We start from the raw sequence: 26,885 nt of genomic DNA, 5'->3' as shown, positions 1-26,885 counted from the left end.
GTCCCGACCAACAGACCAAGCCCGTGGGCCCCGCGACGCCGCGAGGGGCAGCCGGGCCCCGGCTGCCCCTCGCGCTTACTCCCGTAGTGGAACTGGTGTCCGTCAGGTCACTCGGTGGCGGATCCACCAGGCGCAGAACCCGGCCAGGGCCAGGGCGGGGCCGAGGTAGAGCGCGGTCTCGGCCCATTGAAGGGCCCAGAAGTTCCCGGCGGGCTGGTACGTCACCTGCTGCTGGTAGCCCTGGGCACCGAGGTCGGCGATGCAGCCGTCGATTTGCTGCGCGGTGGGCAGGCCCGACTCGGTGTGCAGGCACTCGGCGAAGGACGACGGCACAGGAGCCGGCCGGCCGGCGGCGTTCAGCGTCTGTTGGGAGGTTTCCCAGGCACCGGGCACTTCAGGATGGGCAACGATTTGCTTCGCGCCCTCCTGGATATTGATGGGGATACCGGCCGTGATCGGCACGGTGGTCTGATCCGGGGCGATCAGATGAGGCCGGACCCACATCGGCACAGCGAGCTGGACGGTGGCGTAGACGACGAGCGTGGTTGCCATCGCGGCTAGGGTGCGGCGGATGACGAGGCCGAGGGCGACGCCCAGGACGAAGGCGAAGGCGGCATGAGCCATGGGGACGACACCGCGTGCGGCGAACACCACGGGGTCGAGTCGAGGGAAGTATGTGTCCGTCGCGGCACCGCCGTTGACAGCACGGTCGATGGGGCTGCTCCACCAGCTCACCGCGAGTGCGGCCAGTCCGGCAGCGGTCATGGATGCCGCCGCGCCAAGACCCAGCTTGGTTGCCAGCCAGCGCGTGCGGGTGATGCCCTGGTTCCACGCGAGGTAGTGGGTGCCGGTCTCCAGTTCACGGCAGACCAACGGGGCGCCCCAGAACATCCCGATGGCCGCCGGCACGGCGAGCACGACCAGCAGGCCGGTGTAGTAGAGGGTCTGGTCCGAACTGGAGACCTGGTCCACCAGGCCGCTGCCAGCAGCTCGGTAGAGGTCGGCCAGCTGCGGTCCGGTTACCGCGAGGGTGGCGGCGAGGGCAGCCACGGCGGCGAACATCACGGCGGCCTGGGTGCGAAACTGGCGCCAGGTCAGCCAGATCATCGGAGTACCTCCAGTGCGGGTCGGGTGTCACGAACCGCATTGGCGGGCCGGGTCATGTAGGCCAGAACAATGTCTTCCAGATCGAGCGGGCTGACGGTCCAGGACGGATCGTGGACCGCGGTGTCGGTGCGCACCAGGAGGGTGGTCTGCCGGTCGGTGTGGCTGGCGGTGATGACGTGCTGACCGGCCGGGAGCGTGTCCGGGGCCCGGCGCGGTCCGGTGAGCCGGTGGTGGCAGGCGACTAGGTCATCGATGTCGCCGGCCACCTGCACCCGGGAGTCGACCAGGACGATGACGTAGTCGCAGGTCCGCTCCACGTCGGAGACCAGGTGGGAGGAGAGCACGACGCTCAGCTCGTGTTCGGCGACGGCCTCCATCAGGTCCTGCATGAACTCCCGTCGGGCGAGCGGGTCCAGCGCCGCGACCGGTTCGTCCAGGACGAGTAGTTCTGGGCGCTTGGCGATGCCCAGGGTGAGAGCGAGCTGCGCGCGCTGGCCGCCGGACAGCTTGCCGGCCCGCTGCTTGGGGTCGAGGCCCAGGCGACGGATCCGGTCGCGCGCCAGTTCGCCGTCCCAGTTCGGGTTGAGGCGCTTGCCGAAGTCGAGGTGGTCGGCGATGCTCAGCGCGGAGTAGGTCGGGGTGTCCTGGGCGACGAAACCGACCTTGGCCAGCTGTTCCATGTCTTCAGCAGGACGGCCACCGCACACCTCGATGGTGCCGGTCGTCGGGGTCAGCATGCCGGAGACCAGTTTCAACAAGGTCGACTTGCCGGCCCCGTTGGGGCCGACCAGGCCCACCACTCGGCCGGCGGGGACGTCCAGGTCGCAGTTCTGCAGCGCCCAGCGCTGCTTGTACTTCTTGCCCAGTGCCTGGGCTCGTAAGACGGCGCTCACGCTACGTCCTCTCTGGCGGCGTTACGGAAGGTGTTCACGAACAGCGCCTCGATGCTTTCGTCGTCGAGCCCGGCCAGGCGGGCCTTGGTCAGCCAGCGCTGTAGGTCCTTCTGGAGCGGTCCGTGCGCGGCGAGCGAGGCATCAGCCAGCGTCCGGGTCACGAACGTGCCGACGCCGGGACGGGCAGCCACCAGACCGTCGTGTTCCAGCTCCCGGTACGCCTTGAGCACCGTGTTCGGGTTGACTGCCATTTGCCTCGCCACCTCCTTGACCGTCGGCAGTCGGTCCCCCTCCTTCAGCAGTCCCAACCGCAGTGCATGCCGCACTTGCTGCACCAACTGCTGGTACGGGGACAAGCCGGACCGGCTGTTTAGGTGGAACTCAATCACCCATTCCTCCATTTAGCTAGTTGCCTAGCACTATAGACCTCTACGCCGAGCATCCGGCAAGGCACACACTGCGGGCGCCAGCCGCCCGGCACCCGGGGGAGCCGATCGCGAACTGCTCGCCCAACTGCGCGCCGACAAGCGCGCGAGCACGTGGGCGCCGGCCTTCGAGCGGGAGTGAACGGCCGCGCTTGAGGAATCGCGGCGCGCGTTCTCCCTCGGCGGGCCGTATGAGGTCGTCCAGGACTGGCAGGGCCGCTTCGCCCACGCCCCGGCCGTCGCACGTTCGTCGCCTCCGGCTACGACCACAGCGAGTTCGTCGACATAGCGGAGCTCCGCGGGCGGCGCCGGTGGCCGCACAACAGCCGTACGCGGTCCGCTTCTCCGCCCCGGCCGCCAAGGTCCTCGAAGCCCTGCCCGAGGCCGTCGAAGACATGGTGTGAGACGTCCTGGACTCCGCTTCGGCCGATCCGTGGGGCTTCCAGCAGTGGAACGCGGAGGACCTCAAGGGCGAGGACGTCCGTCACGCCTCCGTCGGCCAGCTCTCCCTCACCTACTGGGTGAACCGGCCCCTGCGCCGCCTGTCTGTCCTCACCAGTCGTCTGGCTTGGGTAGCTCCCGTGACCACTTCCTGCCCCCGGCATCGCAGCTGTCGGGGCAGGACGTTTCGCATCGTAGCCACCCCTGGCCCCTGGCCGGGCCGGAGCGGTTAGCTATCTCTTCCGCTAGCTGATTAGTAGATCGCTCGCCTTTAGTTGGCCAGTCCGCCCGTTATGTTTTTCGTGGTCCTGCAATGGGGCCGCTAGCCTCCGGGCCCGGCATGACTGTGTCCCCCTGTCGAAGGCATGAGAAGGCATGACCTGGGAGGTGCCGTCAAAGTCGCTGATGAGAGGTCCGGCCACCGTCCGGTCCGGCGCAATGCCGGACGGTTCGCGGGCGGCAGGTCTGCATAACGTGGATGCGCGCGGTGCGCCGTGCGGCGCTTTGTTGTATCCCCGACGCAGTCGGGAAGAACTTGGAGGGATGTTCTTGAGTCGCCTGGCTTACCTGGACGCGAAAGCGCGAGGGGACAACAGCATGCCAGGGAAGCGGGGGCCGTCTGGAGGCGTCCAGGACACTGCCCCGCGAGACTCGTTCGATATGGCCAAAGCTGGATTGCCTGAAGCCCAATCTCCAGCGGCGTCTACCACTGCCGTCGGAACGACGCCTGTCACCGACATCTCGTCCTGCCCGCCTTTGGCTCGCGTTGGCAAGGCAACCTCCGGGACGAGGAGCGCCTCCCAGCGAGGGTGGTCAAGGAGATGAGTGGGCGGCCTACGTCGAGCTCGATACGTACAACGAAGACGCACCACGGGATCGCCTACGGGAGGCGAGTCCTAAGGCGACGGAGTGCTCGTAGTAGTCGCAGGAGTAACGACCTGCCAAGGGGGACGGGAAGTCCGTCCACAGGGCAAAGGAGCACAGGAGATCAGGACATTGCGGCCGGGAGGCATGCGTAATGCAGAACGCTGAAACGGTCTTACATGTCATTCGGGAGCGCGGCAGACGTGGTCTGCCGCTGGAGAGGGTCTATCGGCAGCTGTTCAATTCGAGCCTGTTCCTCATGGCCTACGGGCGAATCCAGTCCAATGCAGGCGCAATGACGCCTGGGGTCAACGGGGAGACTGCGGATGGAATGTCACTGGCAAAGATCGACTCGATCATCGGAGTCCTGCGCTCGGAATCGTATCGGTGGGCGCCAGTAAAGCGGGTCTACATCGAGAAGAAAGGGTCATGCAAGAAGCGCCCGCTGGGACTGCCCATCTGGTCTGACAAGCTGGTTGCCGAAGTAGTGCGCCTTCTATTGGAGGCGTATTACGACGTCCAGTTTTCTGACCGTTCTCACGGGTTCCGTCCCGGGCGAGGATGCCATACGGCATTACGTGACGTGGCGGAGACCTGGAAGGGCACGCATTGGTTCATCGAGGGTGACATCTCCGACTGTTTCGGCAGTCTGGATCACGAGATGATGCTCAGCATCCTTTCGGAGAAGATCCCCGACGGTCGATTCTTGCAGTTGATCAGCAGGATGCTAAAGGCTGGATATTTGGAGGACTGGCGGTGGAACTCTACGCTCAGCGGTGCCCCGCAGGGTGGAGTGGCTTCACCGATCCTGTCCAACATCTATCTGGACCGGCTCGACCGATTCGTTGAACAGTGTCTGCTGCCGGAATACAACCGAGGTGATACGCGACGGCGTCACCCCGAGTACCAGCGAGTGGCCACCCAGATCGCCAGGGCTAGAAAGCGGGGTGACACCGAAACCGTGCTGATGCTGCGGCAGGAGCAACGGAGCAGGCCAAGCCTCGACCTGAACGATCCGGGCTATCGGCGTCTCCGGTATGTGAGGTACGCCGACGACTGGCTTCTCGGTTTCGCCGGGCCCAAGAGCGAGGCCGAGCAGGTGAAGGAAAGGATTCGGATCTTCCTGCGGGAAGAGCTCAAGTTGGAGCTGTCCGAGTCCAAGACCCTCATCACGCACGCTGCCACCCAGGCGGCGAGCTTTCTCGGTTACTCAGTAAGGGCTCAACGCAGTGACACGAAGATATCCGGAGGGCGCCGTGCAGCCAACGGCGTGATGGGACTCTATGTGCCGCAGCAAGTCATCCGGCAGAAGTGTGCGATCTACATGAAGCGCGGGAAACCAGAATCCCGCGGGGGGCTAATCCACGACAGTGATTACTCAATCGTGGTGAAGTACCAGGCGGAGTACCGAGGTTTGGTGCAGTACTACCTTCTCGCTCAGAACGTTCACCGTCTGGGTGTTTTGCGATGGGTCATGGAGACATCGATGCTCAAGACCCTCGCGAACAAGCACAAGTCAACCGTCCGCAAGATGGCCCGTAGATTTCATGGGGCCATTGAGACCCCGGACGGTCCGCGCTGGTGCTTGCAAGTCACTGTTCCACGTGACAAAGGAAGGAAACCACTGATCGCCACCTTCGGTGGGATACCACTCAAGCGTAAACGCACAGCCGAGATCAGGGACCGAGCACCAGCCACCAATCGTACTCGCGGCAATGAACTCTTGCAGCGGCTGCTGGTTGGCGAGTGTGAGATGTGTGGGGAGAAATCGAATCTGCACGTCCATCACATCCGGAAAATGGCTGATCTGAAACGGCCTGGACGGCCGGACCGTCCTTCGTGGGTGACTCTCATGGCGAGCAAGAAACGCAAGACGCTCATTGTCTGCCAGACCTGCCACCATGACATCCACGCTGGTCGGGCTACTTCCTCCACCCGGAAACGAACTCTGGAGAGCGACGTGCGGTGAAAGCCGCACGCGTCGTTCGGGAAGGGGCCGTCGGAAAAGGACCCGCACCACGGGCACCTCGCCGGCGGCCTACTTCACTACGACACCACCGCCGAGGCCGGCACGTTCGACTGCGCTGGAAGGGTGCGATGTTCAACACCGAAAACGTAGGCGTGTTCCTCGGCCTGGACGTCGGTAAGAGTGCCCACCACGGCCACGGACTCACCCCGGCCGGCAAGAAGGTCTTCGACAGGCAACTGCCCAACAGCGAGCTGAAACTGCGGGCCGTGTTCAATAAACTGGCCGCGAAGTTCGGCACCGTACTGGTGATCGTGGACCAGCCCGCATCCATCGGAGCCCTCCCGCTCACGGTCGCCCGGGAAGCGGGCTGCAAGGTCGCCTACCTGCCCGGACTCGCGATGCGGCGGATCGCCGACCTGTACCCGGGCGAGGCCAAGACCGACGCGAAGGACGCTGCGGTCATCGCGGACGCAGCCCGCACCATGCCGCACACCCCGCGCTCGCTGCACCTCACCGACGAGATCACCGACGAACTCACCGTCCTGGTCGGCTTCGACCAGGACCTCGCCGCCGAGGCCACCCGCACCTCCAACCGGATACGCGGCCTGCTCACCCAGTTCCACCCGTCACTGGAGCGCGTTGTGGGCCCCCGCCTGGACCACCAGGCCGTCACCTGGCTGCTGGAGCGCTACGGCTCCCCGTCCGCCCTGCGCAAGGCCGGCCGCCGCAGGCTCGTCGAGCTCATCCGCCCGACAGCCCCCCGCATGGCAGCCCGACTCATCGACGACGTCTTCGACGCGCTCGACGAGCAAACCGTCGTCGTCCCGGGCACCGGCACCTTCGACATCGTCGTGCCCTCCCTGGCCGCCTCGCTCGCCGCGGTCCACACCCAGCGCCGGGCGATGGAAGCGCAGATTCAACGCCCTGCTGGAGGCCCACCCTCTTTCCCCGGTCCTCACCCTCGATGCCCGGCGTCGGCGTCAGGACCGCCGCCGTCCTGCTGGTCACCGTCGGCGACGGCACCAGCTTCCCCACCGCCGCCCACCTCGCCTCCTACGCCGGACGACGAAATCCTCCGGGACCTCGATCCACGGCGAACACGCACCCCGAAGCGGCAACCGGCAACTCAAACGCGCCATGTTCCTGTCCGCCTTCACCTGCATGAACGCCGATCCAGCCTCCCGCACTTACTACGACCGCCAGCGAGCCCGCGACAAAATCCACACCCAAGCCCTCCTCCGCCTGGCCCGCCAACGCATCAACGTCCTGTTCGCCATCCTCCGCGACGGCACCTTCTACCAACCCCGCCCCCCTCAAGGACGTCCAACTCGCCGCATGACCCCATCAAGCCAAACCAGCCAAAACCGAACTCAGACACCTTGACGAAACACATAGGTGCGCCGTGAGGCGCGAGTTGTTCGAGTGGCGGTGACAGGACGCCACCGCCGCCCTGTCGCAGCAGGGCGGTCGAAGCTGAGGGCAGCCCGACCCGGGAGGTGCCGGGGAGGGCGGCAAGCGGCCCTGACAAAGCCGGGACGTATCAGCACTGCCAGATGGTGCGGGTCCGGCAAGCAAGACGGAAAGGAGTACGCGAGGAACCGGCGTTGACGCCTCCTTACTCGTCACCAGCTCGAACCTGGCGGATCTGGGCTGGATGCGGTGCGTTTCTGCCTCCTTGGAGGCAGGGAACTTCCCGGGCGGTTGCTATGTGTCTCCCGGGGAGGCCACGACGAAGTGCTGCGGGGTAGTCGTGGCGATGCCGCGGGGGTATAGCCGGGCTCCTCCTCCGTCGATCGAACAACACGTGAACACGGGAACCGTTCCGGTCCTGACCTGGGACAACGCCTCCAGCGTTATCGCAGGCTGGGCCCATCGTCGGCCGAGCGGGCCGGGACGGGACGGAGCCGCCGTAGTACTCCGAGCCGGGGAAAGCCCGGCACATGGGGAAGGGCGGCAGCGGAATCGAGAAGAGAGGAGGCTGCAATGCTGAAAGAAGCACCGCTGAACAGCGGTGCCCCGGAGGCCCCGATGGGGTCTCACCAGCGGGTATCGGGGATGCAGGCCAAACTTCACCGTTGGGCGGCGGCCGATCAGGGCCGCAGGTTCGACGATCTGTTCAACCTCGTGTGCGATCCGGCGACGCTCCTGGTGGCGTTCGAACGGGTCGCGGGAAACAAGGGGGCCAAAACGCCCGGGGTGGACGGCGTCACCGCCGTCAACATCGAGCGTGAGTGGCCCTCAAGGGTTCTTGGAGGATCTCCGGCACGTACTCAAATCGGGTGGCTTCCGCCCGCTGCCAGTGCGTGAACGCAAGATTCCCAAGCCCGGTGGCAGTGGAAAGGTGCGCAAGCTCGGCATCCCGACCATCGCCGACCGGGTGGTCCAGGCGGCCCTCAAGCTGGTGCTGGAGCCGATTCTCGAGGCCGACTTCAAGCCGGTCTCCTACGGCTTCCGGCCCCTGCGGCGGGCGCACGACGCGATTGCCGAGATCCACTTCCACGGCACCCACGGCTACCGCTGGGTCCTGGACGCGGACATCGAGGCGTGCTTCGACTCGATCGACCACACGGCCCTGATGGACCGAGTGCGACACCGGGTCAAGGACAAGCGCGTGCTGCGGCTGGTCAAGGCGTTCCTCAAGGCCGGCGTCCGCACCGAGGACAACAACCGCGAGGACACGCTCACCGGCACCCCGCAGGGCGGCATCCTCTCCCCACTCCTGGCGAACATTGCCCTGTCGGCGCTCGACGAGCACCTGACGCGGCCCGGGGAACCGGGCGGGGAGATGGTCACCAGCCACCTGCGCAGGCGACGCCGTGCTACTGGAAGTCCGAACTGTCGAGTCGTCCGCTACGCGGACGACTTTCGTCGTCCTGACCGACGGTGAACGCGACGACGTTGAAGCGCTTCGCGAGGACATCGCCGACGTGCTGCAACCCCTTGGCCTTCGTCTCTCACAGGCAAAGACTCAGGTGGTGCACATGTCGGAAGGGTTCGACTTCTTGGGGCTCCGCATCCAGTGGCGCCGCAAGCGAGGAACGGACAAGTGGCACGTCTACACCTTCATCGCTGACCGGCCCATCCGGCAGCTGAAGGACAAGATCCGTGCCCTGACGAACAGAACGTCGCAGCAGAACCCCAGGGACGTGCTGATCAGGCTCAACCAGATCATGCGCGGCTGGGCCAACTACTTCAAGCACGCGGTCTGCAAAGCCACCCTGACCTCCCTGGCCAGCTTCACATGGCACCGGATGATCAGTTGGTGGATGGCACTGCACCGCTGGCAGTGGAAGGACGTCCGCCGACGCTTCACCGACCACACCGGCCGGTGGCACAAGCTCTCGGCAGATGGGACCGAACTGTTCGACCTCCAGGCAGTGGCGGTCACCCGCTACCGCTACCGAGGCAACACGATCCCCAACCCCTGGACCCATCTCAACCACGCCTGAACGACAGAGTTCGTGGAGAGCCCGGTACTCGGAGACGGGTACGCCGGGTTCGGCGAGCGGCACGGAGAAACGGACCGGTGGCAACACCAGCACCGCGCTCCGTGCCGACTCAACAGGCCCCCCGACTACATCTACGCTATCGGGGGCCCACGTCACGGCACCGCTCGGCGGAAAGACCTGTAAGCGGTGCCGAAAGCCCCTACAGCCGCGGCGTGCGGGGTGGTTCGGTACGTCGCTGTCCGGTTGCCTCGAAGGCCGCGGCCAGACGCAGCAGGGAGGAGTCGGAGTAGGCGGGCCCGGCGAAGGTGAGCCCCATCGGCATGGCGAGGTCCGCCATGGTGCCTATGGGCACGGTCACCGTGGGTACCCCGAGGTGGCGAGGTACGAGGTTGCCGTTGGCCACCCACACACCGTTGGCCCAGCCGTGATCGGCGGTGCGAGGGTTGCCGTCCATGTCCGCGGCTCCGACGTCGGCCACCGCCGGGAAGACCACCGCGTTCAGACCCAGCCCCGCCATCCAGTACTCCATGTCCACACGGCCCGTGAGTTCCAGCCCTTTGACGCCTTCGGCGACGAACGGGAGGTGTGTGAAGGGCTTCCCTCGTACCTCGCGGGCCAGTTGCGGATAGTCGGCGATGCGGTCGTCCATGTGGTCGTAACGGTCGGGCAGTGTGCCCGGCGGGTGCGGAAAGATGCGAGTCCCATCCACGTCGACGATGGTGTTCAGCCTCGGGTCGTCGTTGGCCGCGACAAAGTCCTCCCACGCCCAGGCCGCGAGCTCAGCCACCTCGGTGTGCAGGTATTCGGCCGGCACCAGGCCGCGGTCGGCGATGGTGGGGGCTCCCCGGCGGTCGCCCTCGTAGTTGGTCACCGCCGGGAAGTCGACCTCCACCACGGTGGCCCCCGCGGCCGTCAGGTCGGCGCGGGCCGCGGCCCACAGATCCAGCACGGAGGCGGGAGTGAAGATGCGGCGCCCCATGGGCCCGCCCATACCCACTGCCGTGCCTGTACCCGCTTGCGGATCAGCGTTGATGTACATGCGCGGCACACCCACCGTGGTGCCGCGCAAGATGGCACGCGCCTCGTCGGCGTCCTTGGGCGCTAGCGTCAGGTAGGACTCGGGACGCACGGCGCTGGCCGGTGGGATGGGCACCCACGGTTGGACGCGCCAGAAGTCCCCGCGCGCATCAGTGTCGTCGGCGACCACGACATCGAGGACTTCGAGGAGGTCGGCCATGGTGCGGGTGTGCGGTACCACCACGTCCATGCTGGGCACCAGGGGCCAGTTCCCGCGCACCGAGATGACCCCGCGCGAGGGGGTGTAGGCGCAGAGACCGTTGTTGGAGGCCGGACCGCGCCCGCTGGACCAGGTTTCCTCGCCCAGGCCGAACGCGCAGAAGCTCGCCGCGGTCGCGGTGCCCGAGCCGTTGGAGGAGCCGGAGCCGAAGGGCGCCGTGAGGTAACGGGCGTCGTAAGGGCTCTCCGCACGTCCGTAGAGGCCGCGCTGCATGCCACCGTTGGCCATGGGTGGCATGTTGGTCAGCCCCAAGCAGATCGCGCCGCCGGCGCGCAGGCGTGCGATGGTGAACGCGTCGCGTTGGGCCACCAACCCCGCGAACGCCGGTGATCCGGCGGCGGCGGTGAGCCCGCGCACCAAGTAGCTGTCCTTGGCGGTGTACGGGATTCCGTCCAACGGACCCAGCGTGTGCCCGGCTGAGCGGCGCGCGTCAGCGGCCTCCGCCTCCGACAGTGCCAGAGGGTTGGGGACCACGAGGGCGTTCAGGGCTGTGGGTGTGCTCGTCGAGTCGTAGGTCGTGATGCGCTCCTGGTAGGCACGTACCAGCGAGGCGGCGGTGGTACGCCCCTCTTCCAGGGCGGTTCGGAGCCCACTGATCGTTGCCTCGACCACGTCGAAGGATTCGGTGGATGTCATGGGGTGACCTCCCTGCCAGGGGCGCGAGACGATCGGATGGTTTCCGGGCGGTCCGCGAGGGGTTCGCGGGCGGCTCACGAGCGGCTTGGCGAGCAGTCCGCCGTCGCGGGGCCGTGTGTTCCTGGCCTGCGGCCGGCCCGAGGACCGGTCAGGGGCGGGTCACTGTTTCGGGGCCAGGAGCCGTAGCAGGGAGCACTCGGCGAGGGTCATGGCCGCCAGTTCGTCGATGTCGACGCTCTCGGGTGAGGAGTGGATGTTGCACAGCGGCTCCTCGCAGCCGATCAGGAGCACCGTTGCCTTGGGGTTGATCTGCTGGAGCTCGGTGACCAGCGGGATCGCGCCCCCGTCTCCGATGTACACGGTCTCCTTGCCGGGATATGCCTTCTTCATGGCTTTCTTGGCCACCGTGTAACCGGGCTGGGTGGTGTCCGCCTGGAATCCCGCACCGGAGTCTGCCTTCTCGACAGTGACCTCGGCGTTCCAGGGATTCAGCTCGGGCTGCTCGATGAACCGCTCCAGTTTCGCGATGGCGTCCTCCGGATTCTGCGACGGAGCGATGCGCAAGCTCACCCGGGCCCTTGCCGTATCGGTGAGTTGGTTGACGGGTTTGGAGTACGGTTGCGGGCCGCTCAGCCCGGTGACGTTGACGGCTGGTCGGACGTAGAGCCGGCTGCCGAGCGTGTCGCTGCCGATGAGATTCACCTGCGGCAGGATGCCCACCTCGGTGCGGAAGGCGGTTTCGTCAGGTTCCTTGCCGCTCCAGTGGTCGCGCACCAGGTCCGGTATCGCGACATCGCCCTTGTCGTCGAGGAGGGCCGTGAGGATGCGCGTCAGCGCCATGAAGGCGTCCGGTGGCGGGCCTCCGTACACGCCGCTGTGCTTGGGCTTTTTCAGCGTGCTCAGAGTGACATCCACGGCCACCACGCCGCGCAGGCTGGTTGTGAAGGTCGGTTCGCCGAGCTTGTAGTTGCCGGTGTCGGCGATGATGATGACGTCTGCCTTGAACAGATCCTTGTTCTTGCGCACGTACCCTTCGAGGGTGTCGCCGGACTCCTCCTCGCCCTCCAGGACGATCTTCAGGGAGACCGGTGGCTTGCCCTTGAGGGCACGGAGCGCACCAAGGTGCATCATGACCCCCGACTTGTCGTCAGCCGCTCCCCGACCCTGCACACGCTTCTTGTCGTCAACGAGCTTCGGGTTCCATGCCTCTTCCCACCCGCCGTCCTCCACCACGTCGTAGTGGGCGTACAGCAGCACCGTGGGCGTGCCTATGGGGACGTCGTCGGGCCCGCACGTGGCATAGACCAACGGCGCGTTCTTGGCGGGGTCGCCGATGCACTTCTGCTCGACATGTTCGGGTTTGACGCCCGCGTCCGTCAGCTTCTTCTGGCACCAGTTCGCGGCGTCCTTCACCGGTTGCAGGTCCTTCTCGTCGTAGACCGACCGGATCTTGATGAAATCCATCAGATCCGCGACCGTACCGTCGCTCAACTGACCGATCTTGTCGGCCAGGTCATCGCTAGTAGTCATGTTTCCTGCTCCTTGGAACCAGGGGCGGGCCACGGCAGCCGTGGTTGCTGCTGGGTGATGCAGTGGGCGCCCCCGCCGCGTGCGAACAGGGGCCTGGCGTCGATCGGGAAGACGTCCCGCTGGTAGGCGTCACGAAGGATGTCGTTCGCACGTTCGTCGTGGTCGTCGCCGAAGTTGCACGCGATGATGGCCTGGTTACAGACCACATGGTTGATGTAACTCCAGTCGAGCCACTCGCCGGACTCGTCGCGTACTTGCTTGGGCGCCGGCACCCTGGTCACCGTCAGTGGCTCCCCCTGAGCATCGGTGCTGTCGCTCAGGAGCTTCACGACACGTTCCGACACCTCATGGTCAGGGTGATCGCTGCTCTCCTGGCTGTGGACGAGAACTCGCCCCGGCCCGGCGAAGGTCGCTACGAGGTCGATGTGTCCACGCGTGCCGTAGGGCCCGTAGTCGGCGGTCAGGCCGCGGGACAGCCAGATCAGCTTGCACTCGCCGAAAACGCGCTCGAATGCCTCTTCCACGCGCTCCCGTGTCCAGCCCAGGTTCCGGAAGGGGTCCAGCTTCACCGTCTCGGTGACCAGGAACGTCCCCTGCCCGTCGGTGTGGATGTCGCCCCCTTCTGTCACCAGCTCCGAAGGGAGGATCTCAGCCTGGACCTGGTTCGCGATCGCTGTCGCCACCCGGGCATCCCAGGCCCACCTGGTCCAGGGCTGGGCCCCCCAGGCGTTGAACACCCAGTCGACCGCGCCCAACCGCTGACCAGTGGCATCGACAACGAAGGTCGGCCCGCTGTCCCGAACCCAGCCGTCGTCGTGCTGGATCACCACCAGTGTCGCGTCGGGGACCCGTATCTTCGCCTGTTTCTCCTCGTCCTTCGTCACCAGGATCGTGACGGGCTGGCCACCGTGATGCAGGATCGCATTGGCCACGGCGGCCCAAGCCGCCCTCGCCTCGTCCGGGTCCGCATCGGGTGGGTACCACTGAGCGGGCCACGCCAGCCAGGTACGCGCCTGGGTCTCGGTCTCGGCGGGCATCCGCCACGTCCTGCTCTTCCGGGTACTCATCGCTTCTCCGTCCCGCTCGGTGACACCAGGCGGGCGGCTCTCAGCGGGCAGCCTCATGCGGGCGGTCTTTCACACCGACGTGGAAGGAGTGGCCGGGAGAATCGCCGAACCTGGAATCTTCGTTGTGTCCGCCCCCGACGCCCCCTACTCCCATCGTAGGAGTCCCGCTCATCGGCGCATGACACGTCACCAGTTCTGGTCCGTTCGGGTGAAGCCGACAAGCACGCACCACTGCGGTGATCACCGCATGGGAATGAAAGAGACACTTCCTGCGCGGCTTTCCCTCAGTGTTCCGCAACCCTCTTCGCTGGCTGCGCGTCGATTCCCTCGCACGTGTTCCGTCAGCGGCGCCTCGCTCCACCGCGGATGCCTCGCCTGGCGACAGGCCCACAAGGTCCGGACCACCGCGCTCGCGGGCGCGGACTTCCTGGTGCTGCCCACCCGCGCAGAGCCTGAGATCCACCCTCGCCGGTCAGGCGTCACACACTCGGCGCGAGCACCGCGAACCTGTCGCTGAGGGAAGGGCGCCGAGCAGAGCAGCGAGTTGCCGGCGAGCGAGGGCCATGGCCCAAGGTGCCCGACGTCAGCCGGAACGAGTTACGGCGCCGTTCGGACCGAGCCTGGCACGCGAACTCACTCGCAGCCAGCCCGTACTGTCCCTTGCCTCGGTGAGGGCGCCGCCCGCCACTTTTCAGCTTCCCCCGTCTGCCCAGCCCGCTGGATTACCACTCGCCTGGCCGAGGTCGCCCCTTCCGCACGCATCAAGGGCGCCTCATAGGCCGCGCCGTTCCTCTGAAGAGGTGATGTCGGCCCTGGACGTGAGATTGCCGTGCATGGGCGGACAAGAGAGATGGCATCGGCTTTCTGTCGGGCGACAGTTACAAAGCCTGATGGTGGGAGTCAGCTGTCCCCTCGGGCGGCCCCAGCGCGAACGCTGCTCCCGAGACCCCCCTCGCGACAGATGGAGAAGAACATGAAGAACCGCCCAGTCACCCGCCTCGCAGTTGCCCTCGCCACCTGTGCTATCACCTCAGTGGCTGCCCTCACCCTCAGCGCGCCTGCTGCGTACGCGTCCGAGTACAGCTACTACAGCTACTACTGCGACGTCCTACACGTGGACGCTCGTGTCCAGGATGCACTCCACATCACCGGAAGCTACTGCGGCGTGGACTGGGGGGACAGCAAAAACCCGAAGACCGAGGTCGTTCTCGACTCCCGGCCGCGCCAGGTGGGGTTCCTCTGCGACGACGTCTATCCGAGCAGCGACATGAAGACTCTCGTCGCCACCGGCTGCCAGCCTGTGTCGTGAAAACGCGTTGCTGGCCATGCCCGCTTCCTCTGCTCGGTGCGGTTCACGGAGAAGCGGGTGGGCGGAGCGTGAACAGGCCAGAACCAGGTATAACGTCGGGATGTGCGCCTGTCGTGAGGGCACCGCGAACCGGCTTCTGGAGGGTAACCCGCGAGTGTGATGTGGCCCTCCCTGCTCGGTGAGGACCAGGCGGGTAGATCCCGCCGACCGAGTAAGCCGTCTCCGTCAGCACCTCATCTTCATCGCCCGCCTGTCATACGTTTTCCATCACGCTGCCCGGTGCTCGCCAGGCAACTGTCCGAGTGGCGCCAGGCGGTCGTTGGCGTGCACGGTCCGCTATTTGGAGAGGAGCGCGAGGCAGGCGCGAGAGAAGGGGTTCAGGGTCAATCGGCGCTCGCGTCGTATGCGCCTCAGAGCTCGCCATGGTCTACCAACGTCTGGAGACGATCGACGACCGCATCGAGAACACCCTCCCTCTCGATCTGTTCGAGGTGACCGCCGACGAAGCGGTCGATGCGCAGGTGCGCGGTGGTGATCCGGCGAAGTGTTTCGGTGTCGGCCGAGGCGATGAACGCCGGATCGGAGATTCGGCCGTCCTGGTACGGGCCCCAGTTCGCCCAGTCGAAGCCCTGCTCGGCCAGGCCGCGAGCCGAGGCCATGACGGCGAAGTACTCGATGGGAGTCATGCCCAGGGGCGGCGGGGCGGCCGTGGCGGCCCTCGGCGCGGGTCGGTAGAGGGCGATGATCTCGCGGGCCGATTCTTGTGTCAGCTCAGGCATTGCGCGACCCTCCGCACCAGTTGGTAAGGATCTCGTGAACGGTGAAGTTCCAGAAGGCTTTGGGGTCTTCCTCGCGGGTAGCCACCTGGTAGGTGAAGTCGCGCTGGAACAGCACTTCCTCTTCTGCGGGGAATACCGAGTAGTCCCACACCTCGACACCGGTTCGGCCGTCGATGTCGAGAAAGGCGTTCTTGGCGAATTTTTCGGCTACAGAGCGGAGCCTACTCGTGCTCGTATAGGCGCGGTTGGCGATCTTCGCGCCCACCTGGTGCTTGCCGAGACGCTCTGAACTCATCTTGTCACCACGGTAGGTTTTGCCGGGATAACGCTTCATGTTCCACAAGCCCGAGTCGATGGCCTCGATCAGCGGCAACATCTCGCGGTACTCCGGATCGGTCGGTTTCTTCTTGTACAGAACGGAATTGATCGCTTTGTAGTAGTCGGTCGTGTAAATGCAGACCGCCAATGCCTGACGGTAGGTCAACCCGGTCGGCAGTTCCTTATGGTCGATCTTCTCTTTCGCTTGGTCGACGAACGTGTCGTATTCGCCAGGCAGGTCCAGAAGGAACACGTGGCCGTATCTGCCCTTGATGTCCCTGAACGTGGGGACCAGTTGCTTGCCGAGTTTCTCGGTCAACGTCACGATGTTCACAGCGGTAACCTTTGTGGTGTTCGATGATGCGTAGCGGGCCGCCGCCCAGGCGAGTTCCGATAGTGCCACCTTCGGTTCCGCCTTGCGGTATCCGGTGCACACCAACGGCGTGGCGACGCGTACCACTTCATTGGAGTAGAAGCACGCCAGCGCCTGAAATATCGCAGGGACAGAGGCGACCGCCTCGGCGACTGGCTCCTTCGGCTCGAAGACCAAGATTCGCTTGAACTGGGTCCCGGGGCCGCCCTTCACTGGTTTCGAGATCCAACAGGGCAACTGGGGCCTATAATCCTTGGCCTTGTCCTCTGCCAGCTGTTTGAGAGAGATGCCCGCCTTATCGAGCGCATCGACGAGGGTCCCGGGTGACGCGGCGTAGTCGTCGGGCAGGCAGGACACGACGAGGATATCGACCGCATCAGCTGCTGCCATTTTCGTCAGGTCCCCCCACAGGAATCTGACGGTAGGTTTATCCGTACCGCGACGGTCGACCTGGAAGCTGTCAATTTTAGCCACAGTCATAGTTGAATCCCGCCTTAATCTGCTGGAAGTGCGCCATGGGAAGGAAACCCACGGCGATGAGGGCGTCATGGTCGCCAAACCGCAGAGGGTTGGTCGGGGAGACCTTCAACCCCCTCCCCCGAGGACGTTTAGGACTCGCGCGAGCGATTCCAGCGGCGGGAACCGCGTACCCGTGGCCCGATAGCCGGGCCGAGGCGAGCCGTCAGGGGCGGGTCACGTCTCCAGTTTCGCGAGTGGGGCGTTGACGAGGACGTTGGATTTCCCGGGGAACTCCGTGGGAACGAACTTCAGGTTGACACCTGGTTTGAAGACCAGACAGTGGGTGGAGCCGCCGTAGTGGAACGTACCGAGCGGGTCGCCGCGTTTGACATCCTCGCCAACCTTCGCGGTCACCTCGCAGGAGGAGACCTCGGCCATCCCGATGGCGATAAACGCCATCAGGCCGACAGCCGGTTGCGTGGCCTCGATGTAAACCACCGCGCGGGCGGCGAGGTGGGCTATGTACCCCTGCGACAGGTCGGGGGCGGCGACGTCACACAGGGCGGCGGGCGTCTGGGAGTAGTACGTGCCGGGGATGTTGCGGACGGCCTTGATCTTGCCGTCGACGGGGCTGTGCCACCGGTGGTAGTTGAGGGCGCTGAGGAACGCCTGGTAAACGGTGCCTCCGACGAAGTCTTCGGGCTTCGGTTCGGCCGTGCCCTTGTTCGCGGAGTCGAGCAGGTACGCAAGGGCGTACGGCTGGCCCTTGAGCCAGAACGTGTCCCGCAACTGGACGTTGCGCGACAGCCGGTAGGGGACGGACTCGGCAGCGCTCGTGACCGTCTTCGAATCCGTGGCGACGGGGCGTACGCCGTCCTGAAGCTCGCGCGTGAAGAAGCCGTCCCACGACTTGAAGCCGTAGTGTTCGGCCTTGGGGTCGCACACGAAGGTTTTCGCGAAGTCGGGCATAGCGTCGAGGGCTTCCTTGCTGAACCAGTGGTTCTTCTTCGTGTCGAGCACGTAGGCCGACTCGGGGCTCGCCAGGTACACGCTCCACTCGTTGAGCATGTCCTTGAGGGCCTTGTTGACGTCGCTGTTGAGGAATGCGGCGAAGCCGGCCTGGGTGCCCATCGCCCAGTTGAGGATGGCGTTGATCGGGAAGCCGACAAGTCCGGATTTGTTGAACTCGGGAGCGCTCTGGATGGCATCGTTGAACAGCAGGAGCAGTTGGTCCACCGTTTTGACCTGTGGCGAGCCGGTCGGTGTCTCGCGGTGGGACAACTGCCACAGCATGTCGTTGAAGAGCATGTGGATCTTCGGGTCTTTGCCGATCAGGTCACGAAGGGCGGCGACGGAGGGTTTGAGGTCCACCGTCTTGCCCAGTCGGGCGTCCTCCTCGATCCTCGCGATGCGTTCGTCCAACCAGTCCCGCAGAAAGCCTTGATCCGACGGAAGCCAGCCGCCCTCGCGCACGGTGGAGTAGAGTTCCATGATTTTCCCTCACCTGTGGATGTCTCGTCTCGCCCGAACGGATTTCGCGCCTTCATAACGACCGTGGGCCACGGTCCCGGCCAGCGTCCGGTGGAGCGCGGCGTGCGGGCAAGCCCTGCTGCTTTCACCGTAGCCACCGGTGTCGGCGGGCACGAACGCTCGTCCGCTGGGGCGGTAGGACGACAGAGCGCACTCGCCAGTAGAGCGCTAGCAGCCAGCACTCTGCGTCATTGGGTCACCCTGCGGCCCCGTCCGAGCCGTTGGTGCACACGCTCGGCGGCGGCCATCGTCAGTTGCCACCAGCTGGCGCCAGTCACCCTGTGCATTCGCCAAGGCGCTCACTCGGATGGAGTAACGCCCGAAATCTCGGCGACCAGTGGTGTGCTGCGCTAACCAAAAACTGCCAAGACCGGCCGCGTCGTTACGAAGTCCATCGAGCCTACGAACAGGTCGCCTTCAATCGCCTGGCCGTCCGCGAGGCATCTGCCGCATACCGCTCTTCCCGGCCCCTCGCCGCTCGTCCGCCTCGCCCGGCGACACCAGGCGGGCGTTGTCAGCGGACGGCCTGGGAAGTCGAAGCGCTACGCAAGCACGTCGCCTCACTCGGTCTCGGCGGCCTGCCAGCCCCCGGCCTGCTGCGCCCGACTTCGAGGGGCTGATGAGATGCGAGACCCCGTGCGCGGCTGGCTGATCCCGGGGGAATTGCGAGCCCTCCAGGGCTGATGACGACGCCGTCCGCCCTGCTGGTTGTGGACGCGAGGCAGCTTAGGCAGACGCATGACCCGGTCGGAGCGGACGCGGCCGACTATGCCAAGTGAAAGCGGTTGATAAACTTTCAAACGGCATGTTCTAAATCACTTTTCACGGCAGGGAGGGCTGCTGGCCGCTTGTGGCCTTGCCGTTTGGGTTCGGGCGTGAAACGGGCACTCCGGGACGGCGAAACCCACGGGATCACCGACGAAATGCTGCCCAACGGTCGGTGCTCCGCACGTTTTTTCGGCCCTCCCTCTTCCCTTGTGCCTATGTCAAGGCCCTCGGCACAGTTAAACGGCACGCAGTTGTCCGCGGGTTGATGGAAGGCGCTTTCCCGGCCCCCTCCGGATCGACCGATGTGCCGGGAGGAGGGACCTGACCAGTGCTTCCCATTCGTCTTGGCCGTATGAAGGGCCCAGGGGATACGCACGTGGGACGTGCCCTGTTCGGTGGTGCGATACGCCGCACCGCAGCCATCCGCCTCGTTCTGCGGCTCGCGCCCGCCCGCGGGTCCATCCACCGCGTGGGGCCTCGGCGGACGCGCCGGCCAGCCCCCGACCGGGCCCATATCGGGCATCAAGGACATATCGGGTGCGCGCCTCGCGCGGGGTGCCCGGATCGCGCCCACCCGAAGACGGCCCCACCGCCGAGGTGGTGGCCGCAGCACCGCGCACCGCGGCCGGCTCACGGCCCGGTCCGCGTCGGCGCGGCGGCGGGTCGGGGCGCCGCCAACCATACCGGCGCGCTCGGGGGCCGCCGAGCGCGCAGCTGCGGGCCGAACGGAGACCGAACGCGCGGCCGATCTACTCCCGGAGCCCGAGCACCGGACGCGAGGCGGGCCGCGCCGTCCGGCGCACTCCCGCGCGGCGCGGCCGGCACCTTCCCTTCGCCGACCGGCCACTGTGGGGAGGCGGCGGGCTGCCCGGTGCGTGCGCACCCTTCCGGCGCGGCGGTGGGCCAGACGTACCGGACCCCGGCGACGACGCATGGCTCCTTCGGATGGCCCCACTGCGCTGGTGGACGCCGGAGTCGGCGCCACGTCGGGTGGTCTCCCGAGGAGGACGCCGCGCCGTCCGGCTCGCTCCCGCCCGCCGCCGGGCCGCCGGCGCGCCCGCTGTGCGCGGCCTGTCGCGCGTGGCACTTCGTGGAAGGGAACGCTGCGCCCGCCCCGCGCGCGCCTTCGGGCCCTCTCATCGGGCGGAGTGCCGATATTCCGGGGCGACGCTCGGACGAGACGGCTTCCCGGGAAGCACTGCGCGACCGGCGTCGGCGGCCGAGTGGCGGCGTAACGGCGGGGAAGGCGGGGCGCGCGGTGCCCCCGGGGTGCCGCGCGGGGCGCGGGGCCTCGCCTCGCGAATGTGTACACGGGGGTTTCTCTGGCAGCGGGACGGATGATGGGCCATTGACGTCATGAAGAGCCAACGCGAGACCAGGGCGTGCCGGGAGATGCGGGCGGCGAGGGTCGCCTCGCCGAACATCCCCACCGTCCACCACCTCAGCCACGACGACGTCCAGGTGTACGTGTGGATTCTGGAGCGGCAGCCGGTGACGAAGAGGGGGTGTCTGGCGGCGGCCGGCGAGATGGGACTCACCAGTGAGGGCGCGGGCTGTGTGCTCGACGAGTTGACCGCGCTCGGCCTGCTGCACTCCGGCGGCGTGGATGATCCCCTGGTCCCCCTCGACCCCGAACTGGCGGCCGGCGCGCTGGCCACCCGGTTGCAGGCTGACATGCTGGCGCAGCAGCAGCGACTGACCCGGATAGAGGTCGAGTTCGGGCGGCTGCGTGAGCGCTTCCTGCAACACCGGCCGCAGCGCGGCGAGTCCATCGAGGTCATCCCAGACGTCGCCGATGTGAGGGCCGCGTTGAACGTGGCGTCGGCCGAATGCCGGGATGATGTGCTGAGCAGCCAGCCCGGCGGCGTCCGGCCCCGAGAGGTGCTGGAGGAGGCGCTGACCCGGGACACCGAACTGCTCGCTCGCGGTGTGCGGATGCGCACGCTCTACCACCACACCGCCCGCTTCAACGCCCCGAGCCAGGCGTACGTGTCGGTGATGACCGGACTGGGCGCCGAGTACCGCACCAGCCACGAGCCGTTCGGCCGACTCATCGTCTTCGACCAGGCGCTGGCCGTCATCCCCGGCGAGCCAGGCACCCCGGAGGCGGTGCTGGTGCGCGACCGCGCCGTCGTGTCCTACCTACGGTCCGTCTTCGAGAGCGCCTGGGCCTACGCCAGACCGTTCTCGGAGGCGGCTGCCGAGGGCCTTGAGGAGGTGGCGCGAGAGCTCAACGGCACCATCGTGCGCCTGCTGGCCGCGGGGTGCAAAGACGACACCATCAGCAGGCGGCTGGGGATGTCGCTGCGGACCACGCGCAAACACGTGGCCGCCATCATGGAGAGCCTGGGCGCGGTGAGTCGGTTCCAGGCGGGCGTGCTGGCCGCGCGGGCCGGGCTGTTGACCGAGGACGACGGCGCGCCCGGGGGATTGGGCGGGGCCGGCCCGGCGCCGTCACCCGGCGACGCGCTGGCGTGACCCGCCCCGGCCCACCGCACCGCGCGGCGCGCCGGGCCTCCGGTCCGGACGTGTCACGTGATCACGGGACCGCAGATACGTGACTGACGCGGCCGCGCCGACTGCGCGACGATGGGCTCCCGGCCGCCGGTTGCGGGGCCGCGTGGCGGAAGGGCGTGCGGATTGCGATATACGGCGGCGTCCGACGGGGAGTGGAAGACCTTCCTCCAGGACATCGCGCTGTGCGTGGCGACCTACCGGCGGCGCGGCCTCGCGCTGGTGTGGCCGGAGGGCGCCCACCCGGTGGTGGACGAGCCAGCGGCGGCGTGCCGCGCGGTAGTCGAGGCGGACCCCGCGTACGCGCCGGGCGACCCGCGGCCCGCCGCCGGCTGGCGGCCCGTCCCGCCCGGCGCCGCGTCGGCCCGAATGGTCGCCGGTCTGGACGCCACCACGGGACGCTGGGCGCGCCTGTCCCTGCGTGCTCTAGCGGCCGGGCGGGTGGCGGGTGACGCGTCGCGCGCCGACTGCCTGCTGCTGCCGCTTGAGGGAACCGTGCGCTTTCGCGTCGGGCCCCGCACGAGCGGCATCCCCCACGTCGAGCTGTGGCTGCGCCCTGGGGAGGTGCTCTACCTCTCCCGGTGGTGCCACTGCCGGTGCGAGGCGCCCCGCAGTGCGCGGGTGCTGCGGGTACTGCTCCCGCCCGCACCCTGAAGCGCCCGCCGCCCGAGAAGCTCAAGCGTCCGCGTATGCGGCGTTTTGCCGCGCTATGTGCCTCGCTCGCCTTCCTGTGCGGCACTTTGGTGAACAGGGAGCCCCATGGTGCCCCCGGCCGTGGCGGGCGACGCTGAAGGAGCAGGCAGACACGGTCGGCTCCGCTTCCGGCCATTCGCAAAAGAGGGGAACCACGATGACCGTATCCGTTCCGGCCCCACTCTCGTTCACACCGACCGGGCCGGGCGAAGACGACACCGGCTGGGGATGAACCGGGCCGAGCACGATCACCGCCAGGGCGCCGTACAGCGCCCGGCCGGGCCGCGTCCGGGAAGACGCCGCCGACGGTGGCTGTCGCGACGGAACCCGCGCCCGCGACCGGCGGCAGCGCGCGATCCGCGGTCCGCGCCGCGCCCGGTGCCGACGGCCGGCGTGCGGGCGGACCCGGTGTCGCGCCCCACGAGGGCACGGCCTGGCGGCTCACGCCGGGCGGGAGGTGCCCGGTCCACCAAGCGAGAGTGATTCGGATGGGAAGAACCGGAAGGGTGCCCGCTCCCGCGCTTCAGCGAATGGCCGCCCGCCCGCTGGCGAGGGTCCTGGACACCCTGTCCGGGCGCTGGTCGGTGCTGGTGATCAGCGCGGTGGCGGCCGGTCGGTGCCGGTTCAATGACCTGCACCGCCACCTGGAAGGCATCAACCACAAGGTGCTCATCGAGACGCTGCATCGTCTGCAGCACGACGGATACCTCAACGGCCCGCTGACCTCGTCGAAGAGACCGGAGCGGGGCGGCTTCGTGCCCTACCGGCTGACGGAACTGGGCCGGTCCCTGCACGAATTAATCAATACCGTCGACGAATGGAGCGAGGCGCACGCGGAGTACCTCATCCGCACCCGCGCCGAATTCATTTCGCGGCACGCTGCGGAAAGCCCGGTGCCGGCTGGGGCGCACCCTGCCGACGTTTCCGCCTCCGGGTGACCCGGCGCGAAATTCCGAACTCGGGTGTTACGCCGGCGCTCTTTGACCCGATAATCGGCCGGCGTCTTCGTGCCCGCGAACACGCCGACTTTCCCTCATCCAGAGGACCGGCCCCGCCCGTCGGACCGCGAACCTTTCATATCCGGTGGCGCCCGTCCGCCGCTCCCCAGCCGGGAGACGTATTGGCGCTCAGAGAGTGGGGATCTTCATGACGATGCCAGCCGAGCGACCGGGCCGGGTGATCTGGCGGAACGGCACCTTCATGCCGTGGGACGACGCCGTGGTCCACGTCAACGCCGTGGGACACGCCTCGGTCTCCGCCGCCTTCGAGGGCGTGCACTCCTACTGGAGCCCAGACCGGAGCCAACTGCTCGGGTTCCGCTTCCGCGATCACATGCGGCGGCTGGTCGACTCGCTGCGGATGAGCCGGCTCCAGCCGGCCTTCGACGCGGACGAACTGACGGCCGCCGCGGCCGAACTGCTGTCCCGGGTAAGCGTCCCTGGACGAGACGTGTACGTCAGGCCCTGGGGCTTCGCGGTCGGGTTGCACCGCGAGCAGATGGTGCCGGCCGGCACCCCAGCCGAGGTGGTCATCGATAGCTGGGACTTCACCAGCAAGTTGGGCCGCGGCACCACCTGCACCCTCGCGGTGAGTTCGTGGCCGCGGACCAACGCCAACGCCTCGCCGGCCACCATGAAGGTCTTCTCCAACTACCACAACGGCCGCCTCGGCACCATCGACGCCCGCAGCCGCGGCGCCGACTGGCCGGTGTTCGTCAACGGCAACGGAGAGGTCACCGAGAGCTCGGGCGCCTGCCTGGCCGTGGTCTCCGACGGCGTGCTTTCCACGCCCGACCTGGCGAGCGGCGTGCTAGACAGCATCACACGCCGCACCGTACTGCGGCTGGCGGCCGAAGCCGGCGTGGAGACCCTGACCCGGCGGATCGAGCGTACCGAGCTATACCTGGCGGACGAGGTCTTCCTGATGGGCACCGCGGCGGAGATCCTGCCCGCGGTCGAAATCGACGGCATTTCGGTGGGGGACGGCCACCGGGCGGGGCCGATCACCCGACAGCTTGAGGAGCTCTACCACCAGGTGGTACGGGGCGCGGTCACCTCGTACGAGGAGTGGCTCACGCCCATCAAGACCGGTGCCTGACCGGTCGCACCGGACGGCCGGGCCCGGCCGGACGTGCGGCGCTACCCGGCCCCCGGCCCCGCGGACTCCGGGCCGTCGTCGCACTCGTCGATCGGTCGGGTGGCGAGCCTGATCCGCTCCCCGTACAGCTCGGGCGTCAGCCCGAACAGGCGGTGGGTGCCCAGGCGTACCAGCAGGACGGGGTGGGCGCCGCGCTCGTACAGCGCCCGCACGTCGCCGGCGAGCATCTGCGCCCGCTCCTCGGGCGTCAGCCGGGACCGGGCCAGCAGGCCGACGGGGTCGGTGCGCAACTCCCGGCAGAACTCCCGGTCGTGGGAGGCCAGGTAGCAGATGTGGTTGATCTCGTAGACGGACACCGGCCTCAGCTCCACGCGGCGAAGGCGTGCCCCTCGCCGGCCCGGTGGTCCATCACCGCACAGGAAAGCTCCCGGCAAATCTCGGCCATGGTGATCCACGGCAGGATCTCGCCGGCCACTGTCCCGGCGTGGGCGATCCGCTCCGGGCCCGCCTCGCTGGCCAGCCGTTCCACGCGCCCGGCGCGCAGGTGCGCGGCGGCCCGGGCGGCCCAGTCCGGGTCCGGCACCCCGTAGAGCCGGCCGGGGTCCATCCGTGGGCCGCCGACCTCCAGGGAGAAGCTGCCGCTGGCCACCACGGCCACCCGCCGGGCCGGCAGGCCCTCCAGAGCGCGCCGGATGGCGACGCCCAGCCGGCGGCAGCGCTGCGCGGTCGGCAGCGGCCCGACCATGCCGTTTATGTAGACCGGGACCACCGGGACCCGCTCCTGGTTGACGAAGTGCAGCGGTACGACGACGGAGTGGTCGACCGTGCAGCCCTGCGACAGCACCGGGTCGAACTCCTGGCGGACCAACTGCCGGTGCAGATGCCGGCCGACCCGGGCGTCCACCGGTAGCTCCGCCGTGGCGACGCCCGGCACCTCGTCATTGGGGCCGTTCACCACGTCGGCGGCGACGATGGCGAAGGTCGGCCAGGCGTCCAGGAAGAAGGTGTTGATGTGGTCGCAGCTCAGCACAACCACCACGTCCGGGTCCGCCCCGGCCACCACCCGCCGTACGGCCTCGTAGCGGGCGGCGATGTCCTGCCCGGCCGCGGTGTCCTGACGGGCGAGCGAGGGGAAGACCGGCGTGTGCGGCACTCCCGCCGCGGCGACGATGTGCGCCATGATGCGTCCTCCCCGTTCAGCCGGCCGTTGCCGGCTGCGGCACCACCGCGTGGCGCCGACCGGTGCGGTACAGGTCGGCCAGCAACCGCAGCGTCTCCAGCCCCTCTCGGCCACTCGCGGTCATCGGGCTTCCGGTACGCACCGCCCGGCAGAAGTCGGCCGCCTGCCGGCGGTGCGAGATGCCGTAGTAGTCGATGCCCGATGGCTCCTCGCGGGTGGTCCGCGCCCGCTCCGCCTCCGCCTCCCGCAGCAGCTCCGGACCGCCCTCCACGAAGTGCAGGGTGCCCGGGTGGTCCAGGTCGAAGACCACGGTGCCCGCCGTGCCGACCACGGTGACGCGGGTGCGCCAGGGCACCACGCTCGCCACCGTCACGCCGTACGTCACCAGGGCGCCGGAGGACCCGCTGAGTACCGCGGCGAGCGTGTCTTCGGTCTCCATCACCTCCCGCAGATGGGCGGTGCCGGTCATGGCGCCCACCACGCTCAGCCCGCCGCACAGCGAACGCACCACGTCCAGCGCGTGGTAGCCCTGGTTGACCAGGGCCGATCCGCCCTCTCCCGACCAGGTCCCACGCCAGTAGCTGTCCCGGTAGTACGTTGTGGTGCGCCCACACTGCAACACCGCGTGCACCGACACCAGCCGGCCGAGCAGCCCGCTGTCGAGCCAGTCGTGCACCGCCCGCACCAGCGGGTCGTACCGGTGCTGGGAGACCACGGAGAGCACCCGGCCGGCGCGCTCGCTCAACTCGATCAGCTCGGTGCCATCGGCCACGGTCATCGCCAGTGGCTTCTCCACCAGCACGTGCTTGCCCGCGCGCAGCGCCGCGGCGGCCAACTCGGCGTGCTGCGCGTGGTCCACGGCCAGCGACACGCTGTCCACCTCGGCGTCGGCGAGCACCTCGGCGACGCTGGTGGTGACCGCGGGGACGTCGTAGGCCAGGGCCAGCGACCGGGCCTTGGCGGCGTCCCGGTCGCAGGCCCACCTGACCGAGATGCCCGGCTGCGCCGCGAAGGCGTCCACATGGTTTGGGGCCACTCGGCCGCAGCCGATGATGGCGTGAATGAGAGGCGACGTCATTTCTTTATCCCTCACTGCTCGGACGGAAATTCCGTGGCGGTAGGTCAGTCGCCTTTCGAAAGTAACGCAGTGCGGCGCGTGTGCGCACCGACGTACTTCGGAGTGCGTT

21 protein-coding genes and 1 pseudogene are annotated in these 26,885 nt (G+C 67.6%); 10 read left to right on the top strand and 12 right to left on the bottom strand.

Annotated features, from left to right (window positions below):
• Window positions 1-102: 102 nt before the first annotated feature.
• Genes FHS42_RS29175 through FHS42_RS29165 form a run of 3 tightly spaced genes read right to left on the bottom strand, consistent with a single transcriptional unit; the run spans window position 103 to window position 2,401 of the window.
• Entirely contained in the window at window positions 103-1,107 is a 1,005-nt protein-coding gene (locus FHS42_RS29175; protein ID WP_184577433.1) for an ABC-2 membrane transporter-related protein, read from the bottom strand.
• Window positions 1,104-2,000 (bottom strand): ABC transporter ATP-binding protein, encoded by an 897-nt coding sequence (locus FHS42_RS29170; RefSeq protein WP_184577430.1) that lies wholly within the window; start codon window positions 1,998-2,000, stop codon window positions 1,104-1,106. Before FHS42_RS29170 ends, FHS42_RS29175 begins: the two co-directional genes overlap by 4 nt.
• Window positions 1,997-2,401 (bottom strand): GntR family transcriptional regulator, encoded by a 405-nt coding sequence (locus tag FHS42_RS29165; RefSeq protein WP_184577427.1) that lies wholly within the window; start codon window positions 2,399-2,401, stop codon window positions 1,997-1,999. The genes FHS42_RS29170 and FHS42_RS29165 overlap by 4 nt, the downstream gene beginning before the upstream one ends.
• Before the next feature lie 1,483 nt (window positions 2,402-3,884).
• Here FHS42_RS29165 and FHS42_RS29155 point away from each other — a divergent pair.
• The 5 genes and pseudogenes from FHS42_RS29155 to FHS42_RS38775 all read left to right on the top strand — a co-directional run bounded on the left by FHS42_RS29155 (window position 3,885) and on the right by FHS42_RS38775 (window position 9,148).
• Window positions 3,885-5,699 carry a reverse transcriptase/maturase family protein gene (locus tag FHS42_RS29155; protein WP_184577423.1) on the top strand — a complete coding sequence of 605 codons (1,815 nt, stop codon included), beginning with the start codon at window positions 3,885-3,887 and terminating at the stop codon, window positions 5,697-5,699.
• 128 nt (window positions 5,700-5,827) lie between these two features.
• Window positions 5,828-7,082 (top strand): annotated as a pseudogene (locus FHS42_RS29150) (IS110 family RNA-guided transposase).
• Between the two features lie 600 nt (window positions 7,083-7,682).
• A complete protein-coding gene (locus FHS42_RS38785; protein WP_312867086.1) occupies window positions 7,683-8,006 on the top strand; it encodes a hypothetical protein in 324 nt (107 codons plus the stop codon).
• Window positions 7,999-8,586 (top strand): reverse transcriptase domain-containing protein, encoded by a 588-nt coding sequence (locus tag FHS42_RS38780; protein WP_312867085.1) that lies wholly within the window; start codon window positions 7,999-8,001, stop codon window positions 8,584-8,586. The genes FHS42_RS38785 and FHS42_RS38780 overlap by 8 nt, the downstream gene beginning before the upstream one ends.
• Before the next feature lie 94 nt (window positions 8,587-8,680).
• Window positions 8,681-9,148 carry a group II intron maturase-specific domain-containing protein gene (locus FHS42_RS38775; protein WP_312867084.1) on the top strand — a complete coding sequence of 156 codons (468 nt, stop codon included), beginning with the start codon at window positions 8,681-8,683 and terminating at the stop codon, window positions 9,146-9,148.
• Window positions 9,149-9,347: 199 nt separating this feature from the next.
• On the opposite strand, the gene FHS42_RS29140 is transcribed toward FHS42_RS38775, so the two are convergent.
• The 3 genes from FHS42_RS29140 to FHS42_RS29130 form a co-directional block, all read right to left on the bottom strand.
• Window positions 9,348-11,081, bottom strand: coding sequence for an amidase (locus tag FHS42_RS29140; RefSeq protein WP_184577420.1), 1,734 nt, complete (start codon window positions 11,079-11,081; stop codon window positions 9,348-9,350).
• Between the two features lie 159 nt (window positions 11,082-11,240).
• Complete coding sequence (locus FHS42_RS29135; RefSeq protein ID WP_184577417.1) at window positions 11,241-12,611, bottom strand: M20/M25/M40 family metallo-hydrolase; 1,371 nt, start codon at window positions 12,609-12,611, stop codon at window positions 11,241-11,243.
• Window positions 12,608-13,678: an agmatine deiminase family protein gene (locus FHS42_RS29130; protein ID WP_184577414.1), complete on the bottom strand. Its 1,071-nt coding sequence runs from the start codon at window positions 13,676-13,678 to the stop codon at window positions 12,608-12,610. Before FHS42_RS29130 ends, FHS42_RS29135 begins: the two co-directional genes overlap by 4 nt.
• Window positions 13,679-14,651: 973 nt before the next feature.
• Between FHS42_RS29130 and FHS42_RS29125 the strand changes: the two genes are divergently transcribed.
• Complete coding sequence (locus tag FHS42_RS29125; RefSeq protein ID WP_184577411.1) at window positions 14,652-14,987, top strand: hypothetical protein; 336 nt, start codon at window positions 14,652-14,654, stop codon at window positions 14,985-14,987.
• A 410-nt stretch (window positions 14,988-15,397) separates the two neighbouring features.
• Here FHS42_RS29125 and FHS42_RS29120 read toward each other — a convergent pair whose 3' ends face one another.
• The 3 genes from FHS42_RS29120 to FHS42_RS29110 form a co-directional block, all read right to left on the bottom strand.
• Window positions 15,398-15,766 (bottom strand): DUF6508 domain-containing protein, encoded by a 369-nt coding sequence (locus tag FHS42_RS29120; RefSeq protein WP_184577408.1) that lies wholly within the window; start codon window positions 15,764-15,766, stop codon window positions 15,398-15,400.
• The gene (locus FHS42_RS29115; protein ID WP_184577405.1) at window positions 15,759-16,931 is read right to left on the bottom strand and encodes an ADP-ribosyltransferase domain-containing protein; all 1,173 of its coding nucleotides are present in this window, start codon (window positions 16,929-16,931) and stop codon (window positions 15,759-15,761) included. Before FHS42_RS29115 ends, FHS42_RS29120 begins: the two co-directional genes overlap by 8 nt.
• Before the next feature lie 219 nt (window positions 16,932-17,150).
• Complete coding sequence (locus FHS42_RS29110) at window positions 17,151-18,407, bottom strand: phosphatidylserine decarboxylase family protein (RefSeq protein WP_184577402.1); 1,257 nt, start codon at window positions 18,405-18,407, stop codon at window positions 17,151-17,153.
• A 2,163-nt stretch (window positions 18,408-20,570) separates the two neighbouring features.
• Here FHS42_RS29110 and FHS42_RS29105 point away from each other — a divergent pair.
• From FHS42_RS29105 to FHS42_RS29090, 4 genes are all read left to right on the top strand, one after another.
• Window positions 20,571-21,692, top strand: coding sequence for a helix-turn-helix transcriptional regulator (locus tag FHS42_RS29105; protein ID WP_246495565.1), 1,122 nt, complete (start codon window positions 20,571-20,573; stop codon window positions 21,690-21,692).
• A 162-nt stretch (window positions 21,693-21,854) separates the two neighbouring features.
• Window positions 21,855-22,382: a hypothetical protein gene (locus FHS42_RS29100; RefSeq protein ID WP_184577399.1), complete on the top strand. Its 528-nt coding sequence runs from the start codon at window positions 21,855-21,857 to the stop codon at window positions 22,380-22,382.
• A gap of 569 nt (window positions 22,383-22,951) precedes the next feature.
• Window positions 22,952-23,359 carry a winged helix-turn-helix transcriptional regulator gene (locus FHS42_RS29095; protein WP_184577396.1) on the top strand — a complete coding sequence of 136 codons (408 nt, stop codon included), beginning with the start codon at window positions 22,952-22,954 and terminating at the stop codon, window positions 23,357-23,359.
• A 208-nt stretch (window positions 23,360-23,567) separates the two neighbouring features.
• Complete coding sequence (locus tag FHS42_RS29090; protein WP_184577393.1) at window positions 23,568-24,518, top strand: aminotransferase class IV; 951 nt, start codon at window positions 23,568-23,570, stop codon at window positions 24,516-24,518.
• Window positions 24,519-24,559: 41 nt separating this feature from the next.
• On the opposite strand, the gene FHS42_RS29085 is transcribed toward FHS42_RS29090, so the two are convergent.
• The 3 genes from FHS42_RS29085 to FHS42_RS29075 are packed head-to-tail and all read right to left on the bottom strand — an operon-like array spanning window position 24,560 to window position 26,776.
• A complete protein-coding gene (locus FHS42_RS29085; protein WP_184577390.1) occupies window positions 24,560-24,874 on the bottom strand; it encodes a hypothetical protein in 315 nt (104 codons plus the stop codon).
• 5 nt (window positions 24,875-24,879) lie between these two features.
• Window positions 24,880-25,698, bottom strand: coding sequence for a DODA-type extradiol aromatic ring-opening family dioxygenase (locus tag FHS42_RS29080; RefSeq protein ID WP_184577387.1), 819 nt, complete (start codon window positions 25,696-25,698; stop codon window positions 24,880-24,882).
• 16 nt (window positions 25,699-25,714) lie between these two features.
• Window positions 25,715-26,776: a Gfo/Idh/MocA family protein gene (locus FHS42_RS29075; RefSeq protein ID WP_184577384.1), complete on the bottom strand. Its 1,062-nt coding sequence runs from the start codon at window positions 26,774-26,776 to the stop codon at window positions 25,715-25,717.
• Between the last annotated feature and the right edge of the window lie 109 nt (window positions 26,777-26,885).

Origin of the sequence: Streptomyces zagrosensis, assembly GCF_014203645.1 — a bacterium.
Taxonomy (GTDB): Bacteria; Actinomycetota; Actinomycetes; order Streptomycetales; family Streptomycetaceae; genus Streptomyces; species Streptomyces zagrosensis.
Note: the sequence above shows the minus strand (reverse complement) of the source record. Positions and strands in the feature narration are given on the sequence as shown.